17 protein-coding genes are annotated in these 11,094 nt (G+C 63.6%); 8 read left to right on the top strand and 9 right to left on the bottom strand.

Translation table 11 applies throughout. From position 1 onward, the window contains the following. On the bottom strand, positions 1-213 hold the full coding sequence (locus IEV62_RS15430) for a hypothetical protein (protein WP_188449054.1): 213 nt from the start codon (positions 211-213) through the stop codon (positions 1-3). Between the two features lie 185 nt (positions 214-398). Here IEV62_RS15430 and IEV62_RS15425 point away from each other — a divergent pair, with 185 nt between their 5' ends. Further along, entirely contained in the window at positions 399-581 is a 183-nt protein-coding gene (locus IEV62_RS15425) for a hypothetical protein (RefSeq protein ID WP_188449052.1), read from the top strand. A gap of 63 nt (positions 582-644) precedes the next feature. Here the strand turns inward: IEV62_RS15425 and IEV62_RS15420 are convergent, their stop codons facing one another. Beyond that, positions 645-2,405, bottom strand: a complete 1,761-nt coding sequence (locus tag IEV62_RS15420) for a methyl-accepting chemotaxis protein (RefSeq protein ID WP_229733253.1) — start codon at positions 2,403-2,405, stop codon at positions 645-647. Positions 2,406-2,608: 203 nt separating this feature from the next. Further along, positions 2,609-3,244, bottom strand: a complete 636-nt coding sequence (locus IEV62_RS15415) for a S24 family peptidase (RefSeq protein WP_308511229.1) — start codon at positions 3,242-3,244, stop codon at positions 2,609-2,611. A 73-nt stretch (positions 3,245-3,317) separates the two neighbouring features. Here IEV62_RS15415 and IEV62_RS15410 point away from each other — a divergent pair, with 73 nt between their 5' ends. From IEV62_RS15410 to IEV62_RS15390, 5 genes are all read left to right on the top strand, one after another. Further along, positions 3,318-3,515 carry a hypothetical protein gene (locus tag IEV62_RS15410; protein WP_188449050.1) on the top strand — a complete coding sequence of 66 codons (198 nt, stop codon included), beginning with the start codon at positions 3,318-3,320 and terminating at the stop codon, positions 3,513-3,515. Then, positions 3,512-3,823, top strand: a complete 312-nt coding sequence (locus IEV62_RS15405) for a hypothetical protein (RefSeq protein WP_188449048.1) — start codon at positions 3,512-3,514, stop codon at positions 3,821-3,823. The genes IEV62_RS15410 and IEV62_RS15405 overlap by 4 nt, the downstream gene beginning before the upstream one ends. 77 nt (positions 3,824-3,900) lie before the next feature. Beyond that, positions 3,901-4,383: a UPF0262 family protein gene (locus IEV62_RS15400; RefSeq protein WP_188449046.1), complete on the top strand. Its 483-nt coding sequence runs from the start codon at positions 3,901-3,903 to the stop codon at positions 4,381-4,383. Between the two features lie 16 nt (positions 4,384-4,399). Further along, the gene (locus IEV62_RS15395; protein ID WP_188449044.1) at positions 4,400-5,089 is read left to right on the top strand and encodes a GH25 family lysozyme; all 690 of its coding nucleotides are present in this window, start codon (positions 4,400-4,402) and stop codon (positions 5,087-5,089) included. Continuing rightward, the gene (locus IEV62_RS15390) at positions 5,086-5,550 is read left to right on the top strand and encodes a cytidine deaminase (RefSeq protein ID WP_188449042.1); all 465 of its coding nucleotides are present in this window, start codon (positions 5,086-5,088) and stop codon (positions 5,548-5,550) included. The genes IEV62_RS15395 and IEV62_RS15390 overlap by 4 nt, the downstream gene beginning before the upstream one ends. Before the next feature lie 12 nt (positions 5,551-5,562). Here the strand turns inward: IEV62_RS15390 and IEV62_RS15385 are convergent, their stop codons facing one another. Continuing rightward, positions 5,563-6,216, bottom strand: coding sequence for a hypothetical protein (locus tag IEV62_RS15385; protein WP_188449040.1), 654 nt, complete (start codon positions 6,214-6,216; stop codon positions 5,563-5,565). Positions 6,217-6,332: 116 nt separating this feature from the next. Here IEV62_RS15385 and dcd point away from each other — a divergent pair, with 116 nt between their 5' ends. Beyond that, positions 6,333-6,887, top strand: coding sequence for a dCTP deaminase (gene dcd / locus IEV62_RS15380; protein ID WP_188449038.1), 555 nt, complete (start codon positions 6,333-6,335; stop codon positions 6,885-6,887). 42 nt (positions 6,888-6,929) lie between these two features. On the opposite strand, the gene IEV62_RS15375 is transcribed toward dcd, so the two are convergent. From IEV62_RS15375 to IEV62_RS15355, 5 genes are all read right to left on the bottom strand, one after another. Beyond that, a complete protein-coding gene (locus IEV62_RS15375) occupies positions 6,930-7,292 on the bottom strand; it encodes a tetratricopeptide repeat protein (RefSeq protein WP_188449036.1) in 363 nt (120 codons plus the stop codon). A 181-nt stretch (positions 7,293-7,473) separates the two neighbouring features. Then, positions 7,474-7,902, bottom strand: a complete 429-nt coding sequence (locus IEV62_RS15370; protein WP_188449035.1) for an ExbD/TolR family protein — start codon at positions 7,900-7,902, stop codon at positions 7,474-7,476. Between the two features lie 30 nt (positions 7,903-7,932). Next, positions 7,933-8,412, bottom strand: a complete 480-nt coding sequence (locus tag IEV62_RS15365; protein ID WP_188449034.1) for an ExbD/TolR family protein — start codon at positions 8,410-8,412, stop codon at positions 7,933-7,935. A gap of 95 nt (positions 8,413-8,507) precedes the next feature. Beyond that, on the bottom strand, positions 8,508-9,287 hold the full coding sequence (locus tag IEV62_RS15360) for a MotA/TolQ/ExbB proton channel family protein (RefSeq protein WP_188449033.1): 780 nt from the start codon (positions 9,285-9,287) through the stop codon (positions 8,508-8,510). A 62-nt stretch (positions 9,288-9,349) separates the two neighbouring features. Continuing rightward, positions 9,350-10,015, bottom strand: a complete 666-nt coding sequence (locus tag IEV62_RS15355; protein WP_188449032.1) for a TonB family protein — start codon at positions 10,013-10,015, stop codon at positions 9,350-9,352. A gap of 224 nt (positions 10,016-10,239) precedes the next feature. On the opposite strand from IEV62_RS15355, the gene IEV62_RS15350 reads away from it, so the two are divergent. After that, the gene (locus tag IEV62_RS15350) at positions 10,240-11,091 is read left to right on the top strand and encodes a hypothetical protein (protein ID WP_229733251.1); all 852 of its coding nucleotides are present in this window, start codon (positions 10,240-10,242) and stop codon (positions 11,089-11,091) included. Positions 11,092-11,094 lie beyond the last annotated feature (3 nt).

Genomic DNA, 11,094 nt, shown 5'->3' with positions numbered 1-11,094 from the left:
TCAGTGAACCGTGCCGACCGCGCGCTCGACCGAAAGCAGGATGATCAGCCGCTCGATTTGCCGCCAGCGACAGAAATGCAGGTAATTGCCAAGATCGCGGCTGCGGTCCGCCCGCGACGCCGCTTCCAGCCCGGCTTCGTCGCCGAACATCGTGATCAAATCGGTGGCGTCGGTCAGTTCGGCGCGGTCGGCGAGATACGGCATATACGACATTGAAACTCCGCGAGAAAACTGGCCCGAGCGCGGGCGGCGCGGAGCATCCCATCACGCTTCGTGCCATACAGCGCGGAATCGCGCCGCGCGGCGGGTTACAACGGTTAACGTCGCGCTGCGCGCTGGCCCGCTGCTCCCGCCATGGGACGCTGGCGTCCTGCGGCGGGACATGGCAGAACGCGTGAATGGCACGCACCTCACCCCCCCGCTATCCGCTCGCCGGCGGCGCGCTCATTGCAATCGGCTCGATTGTCGGCACCGGGATCGGGCTGTTCACTGCGATCGGCCCGACGCGCGGGTTTTTGATCGGGCTGGGCACAGGGGTCGCCATTTCGTGCGCGATGTGGGTGATGGATCTGCGGAAATAGGGCGACGGTTCGGCTGGCGCCGATGTCGGGCATTGGCCACGCGCGGTCGTTTTCGACGTCGGCTTATCCATATTCGGCGATCCGCGCGTGCAGCGCACGGCGCGCGGGTATGGCCTCCTCCGTCTGGAACATCCCGGTCTGCTCGGAGAGCGAGGTCACTTCGGTCGTGAGATTGCGCGCAGCCGCCGACGTTTCCTCCACCATCGCCGCATTCTGCTGGGTCGATTGGTCCATCGCGCTGATCGCGGCGGTGATCTGACTGATCGTCGAGGATTGCGCGACGGCGTCGTCGGCCATCGTGCCAAGCAGTTTGTGAACCTCGGCGACATCGCCGGAAATATTGGCGAGCGCGCCGTCGACTTTTTGCACGGCCCGTACTGCGGTGACGATATCGGTCTGCGTCAGGGTCAGTTGGTGGCGTGCGCGCTTGGCTTCTTCCTCGGCGCGCATCGCCAGCGCCGAAACGAGATCGGCGACGACGGCGAAGCCGCGTCCCGCATCGCCCGCACGTCCCGCCTCGACCGCGGCATTCATGGCCAGCACGCGCGTCTGAAAGGCGATCTTGTCGAGTCCTTCGATCACACTGTCGATGCCCTTGGCGCTATCCGATACACGGCCCATTGCCGCGACCGCTTCGTCTGCCGTGGCGCGACCACCGCCGACCGTGGCGATGGCCTGATCGGCGCGCGTTACCGTCTGACTCGTCGACAAAGCGGTTGCCCGCAGCCTGATGTCAATCTGCGCCAGCGCGGCGCTGGTTTCCTCCAGGCTCGCCGCATTGCCCTCGGTCCGCCGGGCAAGATCTTCCGACGCTTGCGCAATCTCATAGGAGCCGGTGCGGATATTTGCGGCGCCTTCGGTGATGCTGCGTATCAACGCGCTCAGCTTATGGAGGGCCTCGTTGAAACTCGATCGCAGCGCGGCATAGCCAAGCGGAAACTCGGCATGGATAAAGCTGGTCAAATTGCCTTCTCGAAGCGCGATCAGCCCATCGCCCAGCGCTGTGGTGACGAGCTGCTGTTCAACGCCGCTACGCGCGTCACGCTCGGCGCGTTCGACCGCTGCCATGCGAAACTTTTCGATCGCCTTCGCCATATGGCCCAGTTCGTCGCTCCGCGTGAGGTGCGGGACAGTAGCGTTGCCGCCGCCCGCCAAGATCGTCGTGGCGCCGGCGATTTCGGCGAGCGGCTGAACGACGCGGCGCATCAGACCGAGATAGGCTGCCACGACCGATGCGATGACGATCACGCCAATCGTTGCGAGTAAACCGATCGCCCATGCCAACTGCCAATCGCTCCGCGCTTTCAACGACGCCGCGTGGGTCGCGGCCAGCGCAACGGTCTTCTCCACCATTGCGCGCTGTACCGTGTAATCTGCGCTCAGCCGCGCATAGCTATCCTTCATGCCCCGGATATCGTTGGCCTTGGCAGCGGGTAAAAAGCGCTCGTTCAGCTCGGCCCAAAAACGCTGGGCCGGGACATGCGCACCCTCCGCAATCGACTGTCGCAACGCAGGCTCGAGGTTTGAGCTCGCCCAATAGACGTGGCGGGCTTCATACTCCTGCTGCAAGTCGGCCAGCCGCTTGGCGCGCTGCGGATATTGTCGCGGCTCGCGCAACAAGGCGGTCGCTTCCAGGAACGGCTCGATCACATATTCCGGCGGCGGTAGGATATCTGCCACCAAATCCGAGGCCAATTGCAACTCGGTTTGCACCGGTCCGCCAATGCGGATCAAGTTGATCTGCGATGCCGCGAGTACGCCGCCCAGGCAGAGGATGGCGAGCAACAGCCCGGCCAACAACCCGACCATTTTTTTGATGACCAAAAAAGACTCCACCGTCATGGAGGCGGGACATCGCCTTGATGATTTCCCTTGGGCGATAAGGGCAATGCCAGGTGTTATAGGCGTCGTGGAACGGGCAAATGTGGGCACAGCCAAAATACATTACGGTTCCGTTCTAAAGATGTACGAAGTTCAACATGCTAAAGATGTAGGCAGCATGGTGCGGCCCCGATCTTCGTCCTCCGTCACCGCAAAACCCGCGCCAGCCACACCACGCGCCCGATAATTTCGGCGCCGTCGGCCACAAACGCCGGATAGGCTGGATTGTCGCTCGCCACGCGCACCCCTCCGCCCGCGCGTGACACTCGCTTCACCAACAACACCCCGTCCACCCGCAAGACGAAGACCGCGGGGTTCGCCGTCACGCGCACGTCGCGCTCGTCGACCACGATCTGGTCGCCATCGGCAATCGTCGGCTCCATCGAATCGCCGCGTGCGCGCAGCATCGCGGCCTTGGCCGGGTCTAGCCCGAGCGTATCGATCAGGCGCGGGTCGAGCAGCATTGGCGCAGCGCTTGGATCGTCGCCGCTGAGCGCCCCCGGCCCCGCCGAAGCCTCGACATCGATTCGCCGGATCGAGGTCATGCGCGGCGTCGGCGGCCCGCCAAGCGCTGCGCCATCGACCCGGAAATACGCCGCGAGCAACACCCGGTCGCGCTCGGCCAGCACGCGCGGGGTGCCACGCTTCACATATTGCTGAAGGTACGCTTCGTTGCGCCGAAGCATCCGCGACAGCGCGGCATAGCTGACGCCATCGGCGTCGATCAGCGCGGCCAAGCGCGCGCGAGGATCGGTCCCGTCCATATCCGACACGATAGCCATAGGAAATTTCCTAGACAAGTTGGAAAATGGAACAGATCATGAACATACGACGCGAATCGAAGGAGTGAAGGGCATGTCGGTGTTGGTGGAAATCGATCGCTATCTGAAGGCTACCGCTATGCCGCGGACCAAGTTTGGCCGTCTGGCGGTGCGCGATCCGCGGCTGGTCGATGATTTGCGGCGCGGACGCGAACCGGGGCCGCGGATGGTGCGGCGGATCGAGGCGTTCCTTGCCGCGCACGACACCGCGCCGCCGGAGCAGCGGCGATGAGTCGCGGGCCCGATGCCGGAACGCTGGTCGCCCGCGCGATCGAGCACGATGCACGCCGCGCCGGGTGTGCGATGGTGCTGGCGCTCGCCGAATCGTCGCGCTGGGCGAGCGCCACCTTCGTCGGCGCACGCCATGGCCTGGCGCTCGACGGCCCGGACGATGCCGCCTTCGCGCACTGGCTTGCGGGCCTCCCCGAAGCCGACTTGCCGATTCGCGGGCATGTCATTGCCGATCTTGCGATCGTGTCGGTCGCCCGCGCCGCTGGGCGCGCGACGGCCAGCCTGGAGGCGCTGACCGTCGAGACGTGACAAACTCGCCAATCGCCTAACCTTTGCGACTTTACGGATGGATTGTCCCCCGCGCCCGCGCCCGCTACGGCAGGGCGATGTCCGATCCACGCATCATTGCCGTGACCCTCGACGAACGCACGATTCTCTGGCGCTCGGCCGATATCGAACAGGAACGGCGGATCGCGATCTTCGATCTGATCGAGGGCAATCATTTCGCGCCGCAAAAGGCGTATCCCGATGGCTATGCCGGCCCCTACAAGATCGAACTCGCGGTCGAGGAAGGGCGGCTCGGCATCGCGATCCACCGTGCGGACGACACTCATCTCGAAACCTATGTCCTCGGCATGGGGCGCTTCCGCCGCCCGATCAAAGACTATTTCGCGATTTGCGACAGCTATTATCAAGCGATTCGCAGTGCGACACCCGACCATATCGAGACGGTCGACATGGCCCGACGCGGGATCCACAACGAAGCCGCAGAGCTGCTGAAGGAACGGCTGGAGGGCAAGATCGAGATCGATTTCGACACCGCCCGCCGGCTGTTTACGTTGATCTGTGTCCTGCACATCAAAGCGTGATGTTGGGCGTGACGCGGTGAATCTTCGGTTGTGGAACAGACGGATCGGGCTGGCTGGCGCGCTGCTCGTGGTGCTCGGGCTTACCGGCATCGTGGCGGTGACGCTGGCGTTCAGTTGGCGTCCGTCGGATCGTTTCCCGTTCCAGGGGGTCGACGTGTCCGATGCGAACGGCGCGGTCGACTGGTGGGGCGTGCACAAGGGTAGCGCCGACTTTGCCTATGTTCGCGCCACCAGCGGCGCCGATGCGCGCGATCGGCGGTTCGAGGCCAATTGGGCCGGCGTGTATGAAACCGGCATGCGCCGCGGCGCGATCCACATCTATTCGCTCTGCCGCTTGGCCGCCGACCAAGCCAACAATTTCAACACCACCGTCCCGCGCGACCGCGACGCGCTGCCCGCCGCGGTGGAGATCGATTTCGCCGCCGATTGCGCCTCGCGACCCGTACGACGGGTCGTGCTCGACGAACTGCGCCGCTATCACACGATGGTCGAGGCGCATACCGGCAAGCCCGTACTGCTCAAAATCAGCAAGCCGTTCGAGGCAGCGTATGGCGTGACGGCAGCGGTCGCGCGCCCGGTATGGGCGGTGCAGGATTTTTTCCCGCCGGATTATCCGGCAAGACCGTGGCGAATGTGGCAAGCGAACAGCATGCGGCGAATCGACGGGATCGAAGGGCCGGTCCATTGGAATGTGGTGGCACCATGAACGATATTGAAACCGGCTCGACCCTGATCGCGGCGGCGCGCACGGCGGCGCTCAACGCGCACGCGCCCTATTCGCGCTTCGCGGTCGGCGCGGCGGTATTGCTGAGCGACGGGCGGATCGTGACCGCCGCCAATTTCGAAAATGCGAGCTACGGCCTGTCGCTCTGCGCCGAGACGGTGGCCTTGGCGACGGTCAGCAGTGCGGGCGATTTGCGCAACGTCGTGGCGATCGGCGTGATCGGCGGGGCGATGGACGATGCCGGCCGGCCCACCGGACGCACCCCGGTCGGCCCATGCGGGCGCTGCCGCCAGGTGATCAACGAAGCCGCGCAAATGGGCGGGCGCGACGTGACCGTCTATTGTGGGGCGGCCGAGGGCGATGCGATCGACCGCTATGCGCTGTCGGAATTGCTGCCGCATGCCTTCGGCCCGGCCGATCTGGGGTTGGGCGCGATACGATAGGCGCTGCCGCTGCTAACGCACCTGCCCGAACAGCGCATCGACCGATCCGCCATTGGCGGCGAGCGCCGCCGCGACGCGTTTGCGCCCGTCATAATATACGAGCGCCGGAATCGTCTCGTGGCGCGCCTTCAGCGCCGCCGCATCGGCGTCGGACAGGCTGCCACCGCCCGCAACGAGATCGCAATAGCCCTCGCGCAGCCAGGTCGGATAGGCCCAGTCGGAAAGCACGCCGTAGCGCGTCCGGATCAGTCCATGCGTGCGCTCGTGCGCGATCACGCCGGACAGCGAACGCGAGCCTGCTACCGGCGCACCGTTGAACACAAGATCGCGCGCTGCATCGCTGCGATTGACGATGATCACTTCGGAGAACGGTCGCGAAATTGCCATCGCACCGCTCGATTGTGTCGCCAGGACATGCCAGCGCCAGCCGCCATCGGTCAGAAAGATCCGGCGGCCATAGCCGCCGCTATAAATAGCGCTCTTGTGGAGCAGCACATCCGATCGCGCGACCAAGCGCGGGATCGCCGCCTTGATCGGCTGTTCCGCATAGACCTCGGTATCACCCACGCGCTCGTGATAGGGGAAGGCCAGCAGTTCGGGCGCGATCGCGCTGCTGATCAGCACTGCCGCAGCAAGGCCGAACGCCCCGGTTGCCCACCGTCTCACCAGAGCTCGCCCCATATTTTGCTCCCTGCTCTTACTCGTTCCGCAATCGGCGCAACGTGCCCCTTGCCCAATCGCCGCGCAACGGCAAAAAGCCGTCGGCATAGGGAGCCTTACACATGTCCATCCTGTCCGACCGCTGGATCCGCGAGCAGGCGCTCGCCACCGGCATGATCGAGCCGTTCGTCGATGGCCAGAAGCGCGACGGCTGCATCAGCTACGGCCTGTCGTCCTACGGCTATGACGCGCGCGTATCGGATGAGTTCAAGGTGTTCACCAACATCGACAGCGTCATCGTCGACCCCAAGGATTTCGCGTCGAACAGCTTCGTTGATCGCAAGACGGATTGCTGCATCATCCCGCCGAATAGTTTCGCGCTGGCGCGGACCGTCGAATATTTCCGCGTTCCCCGCGACGTGCTGGTCATTTGCCTCGGCAAATCGACCTATGCGCGGTGCGGGATCATCGTCAACGTGACCCCGCTCGAACCCGGCTGGGAGGGGCACGTCACGCTGGAATTTTCGAACACGACGCCATTGCCCGCGAAGATCTACGCCAATGAAGGCGCGTGCCAGTTCCTGTTCCTGCAGGGCAATGAGCCGTGCGAAGTCAGCTATGCCGACAGGGCGGGCAAATATATGGGGCAACGTGGCGTAACGCTGCCGCGGCTCTAGGCGGAGCGGTCTGCCGCGCGTTTGGCGCGCGGCGTCCGGTCTTTAGCGTGCGGTGAGCTGTGGAGCATCCATGCTGCCAAGTGCAGCACGTGCCAGCGTATGCGCGGTCTGTGGCGCCGCCGTATTGGGCAAGTCCATCATGTCATCGGGCCGGGCCAGCACGGCGCGGTACAACGCGCGAGCCTCGCTCACGCGGCCGGTGTGACGATAGACCGAGGCGAGGTTGAGCAGCAAATCGGGGTCGCCGGGGAACATCTTGGCCTGATCGCGGATGATCCGCTCGGCCGCGACATAATCCCCCTTCATGATCTGGACCGCGCCGTTGCCCTGATCGGCGATGGCTGCAGTGGCGCTGAACAGCGCGGCGGTGGCCAAGGCGATGGGACCAAGATGGGCGAACTTCATAAACCCTCCATATCTTCCATGACGGAATCGTTTCATATTTGTGACATTGTTATGTCACTTATATGAAATGGAGGCAAGGCCTCTTGGAGTTAGGGATTTCCCTTATGCGCGGCGGACGAACCGCAAAAAAAAGGGCGGCCCCGAAGGACCGCCCTGATGGCTAGAACAATCGTGCGAACGATCAGAAATCGTTGCGGAACTGCTCGTTGCCGATGAAACCCAGCTTCGTCACTTCGGACCGCTTGATGATCACGAGAACCTTATCGACTTTCTCATAGCGCGCCGCCGGGTCAGGCTGGAAGTGCAGCTCCGGCTCAGGGTTCAACGCTTTGGTCGCGACGAGGTATTGCTGGAGCGTCGCTTCATCGGTCGCCGCTCCATTCCAGAGAATGACGCCGTCGGGCTGAATGACGATCTTGTTCTTTTGCGGATCGATCGGCGGCTTGACCTGGTTCGGGTCATTGATCGGCAGATCGACCTTCACCGCATGCGTCTGGATCGGGATGGTGATGATGAACATGATGAGGAGCACAAGCATGACGTCGATCAACGGCGTCGTGTTCATGTCCATCATTGGCTCGTCATCACCGCGACCGGCGCTGATTGCCATATCAATTACTCCTTGGTGCTAGTGCACGCATTAAGATGCTGCGTCCGGGGCTGGCGGCTGCGAAATGAAGCCTACTTTGGCGAAACCGGCCGATTGCATCGTATAGATCGCACCACCGATGCAGCGATACGGCGTATCGACATCGCCGCGGATGTGCGCCTCGGGCAGATCGTCGGTGGTCAATTTGTCCGCGCCACCCGCCTTGTCGACAATCTCCTTGAGCTTGTCGGTCGAACGCTTGAGCAGCTCCTCATGCGTCACCCGCGTCTCGCCCCAGAACACCAGGCAATTGCCACCCGCATCTTTCGTGATCGAAAGCGAGACGTTCTCTGGCTTGGTTTCCGTCGGCATATAGCGAACGTCGGGCAATTTCACTTTCACCGTCTGCACGATCGCCGGGATCGTGATGAGGAAGATGATGAGCAACACCAGCATAACGTCCACGAGGGGCGTCGTATTGATGTCGGACATTGGGGCGTCGTCGCCGCTGCCGCCTGCACTAATCGCCATGAAAGGCCATCCTATTCGTGTCGTTCATGCCGCCCGGTCGATCCGGGCGGCGAGGGAAGCGGGGCCGTCTGTACGACGACCCCGTTCATAGGCTCTTAGATACGCGTCTGCGCGCCAGCGGTCGTCGTTGCAGCGGGCTTCGCAGCAGCAGGCTTCGCAGCGGCGGTCTTGCCGGCAACGACCGGGCGAACGGCACCGTCCGAAGCGAGATAGCCGAGCACGTCGTTCGAAAACGCCGCGAGACGCTCTGCGATCGCCTTGTTGCGGCGCTGCAGGAAGTTGAAGGCGAGCACGGCCGGAACCGCGACGACCAGACCAACTGCCGTCATGATCAGTGCCTCACCGACCGGACCGGCGACCTTGTCGAGAGCCGCATCGCCCGACTGCGCGATCTTAATCAGAGCGCGAAGAATGCCGACGACGGTGCCGAACAAGCCGATGAACGGTGCGGTCGCGCCGACGGTTGCGAGGAAGGCCAGACCGCCACCCAGCTGCGAGTTGATCGCCGCTTCCGAACGCGCGAGCGAGCCATGGACCCAATCATGTGCTTCGACCGGATCGGTCAGACGCGCATGCTGCTCCTGAGCATAGATGCCGTCATCGACGATCTGCTTATAAGCCGAGTTCTTCTCGAGCTTTGCCGCCCCCTCGCGCAGCGAATTTGCCGACCAGAAGGTCGCCCGGACGCGCTGGCCCTGGCTGATGATCTTCTGCTGCTCAAACAGCTTGGTGAACAAGATGTACAGCGAGCCGAACAGCATGATGCCAAGGATGCTGGCGGTCGTGATGGTGAGCGCGCCACCCTGAGCAAGGGAATTGAAAACGCCGAATTGGTCGGCGGCGCTGGCACCGGCGGCGAGAATATGTGTCGACATCAGAGGTGGTTCCTTCTCGAAAAAAATGAGCAGCCCGCCGGGGAGCCGCATCAACGGTGGGTTTACTCAGGCAGTCTCCAGGAAACGCCGCGGGAGATGCCAAATTGTTTGATCGGTTTACCCGCAGCATCGAGTGCAGGGGTATAACGGCCGCGCCGCGTAGCAGCAGCGCAGGCCGCCCGGTCGAGCGACGAATTTCCGCTCGACGAAACGATCTGGCAATTTTCCACGCGTCCGGTCAGCCCGATGTCCCACTTGATGCGGGTCGTGCCTTGCGCTTCTGCAGCCAACGCATCCGACGGATAATCGTCGTTGGTGAACCAGTCGTTCGGATTGCCCCGTGGTGCTGCTGCCTTGCTGATCGTCGGCGGAGCGGGAACGAAGACTGGCGCCGGTGGCCCGGCGAGCGGGGCGGGTGGCGACGGTGGCGGTATCTGTGTCTGCGTAATCACCTGCTGGGGCGGCGATTGCACGCGCACGATGGGCGGCGGCGACACGACCGGCGGGGTCTGCAACTGCGGCTGCTCTGGCGGCGGCGGCGGCGGAGTCTCCGGCGGCGGGGGTGGCGGCTCGACCACGTCGAACGTGTTGAGCTTCTCGGTCAGTTTCTTCACGTAGGAGAAGGTCAGACCGTTAACGAATCCATAGGCTAGCGCCGCAACGACGATCGAAACGATCACGATCGAGACGATGCGGCTACCTCCTGTATTGCGATCAGCATAAGCCATTCAGAAACGAAACTCCTCTATTCCGGCACGACGGCTTTAGGCCGATCCGTAACGTCCAATCGTAATCCGGCCTGTCACTGGGCGACTATATATCTCGGACAGGTGGCACCTCTATCGCGCTCAAAACCGCGACGCAAACGCTTTGTCTCACGCAACAAACGTACAACCACTGCGTGGCAGAATTATTTCTGTTTAAAATCGGCACGGACGAGTAACGGTTGGCAATGGTTCACGTTCCCAAAACCGCACTGGCGGTCCTCCTCGCCGTCATGCCAGCGAGCGCCCTTAGTGGCCAGCAACGCCTTCCAATACCACCAGAATCTGCGCTGCCGACGCCGCCCTATGCCGATTATGCCGATCTGGTCGTCGCCGCCCCAGTGATAATCGATGGGACGGTGCGGAGCGAGTTGCGGCTGAAGCCAATCGACGCGCCCGGCCTCCAGCCCGGCGAGGCGCGGCTTTATATCGAGGCCGACGTCATCGCACTGATTCGCGGTCCCGGCGCGGTTGCCACGCGGGTCGGTTATACGATCGACGTTCCACTCAATGCGCAGGGACGGCCACCGCGCTATCGCAAGTCGCGCGTACTGCTGTTTGCGCGGGGTGTCGCGGGCAATATCGGCCAGGTGCAACTCGTCCGCCGCGACGCGCAGCGCGGCTGGACCCCGGGCGGCGAGGCGCTCACCCGCCGGATCGTGCGCGAAACGCTCGCGCCCGATGCGCCACCGACCGTGACCGGGATCGGCAGTGCCTTCCACACGCCGGGAACGATTCCAGGCGAGGGCGCGACGCAGATTTTCCTGTCGACTGCCGATGGTCGCCCGATTTCGCTCGGCATCGTGCGGCGGAGCGACCAGCCGCCCCATTGGTCGGTCGCGCTGGGCGAAGTGGTCGGTGAAGGCAACCCGCCACCGCCACGCGATACGCTGTTATGGTATCGATTGGCCTGCACCCTGCCCCCGGCCTTGCCCGACACTGTGCTGACATCCACCGGCCCGGACGCCGAGATCGCGCGGCAGGATTATGCGCTGGTGGTGCAAACGCTCGGCACGTGCGACCGCGGCGGGCGACCGTAGCGC

Origin of the sequence: Sphingomonas psychrolutea (assembly GCF_014636175.1) — a bacterium.
Classification (GTDB): Bacteria; Pseudomonadota; Alphaproteobacteria; order Sphingomonadales; family Sphingomonadaceae; genus Sphingomonas; species Sphingomonas psychrolutea.
The sequence above is the reverse complement of the archived record's forward strand: the minus strand, read 5'-3'. Positions and strand labels throughout refer to the sequence as shown.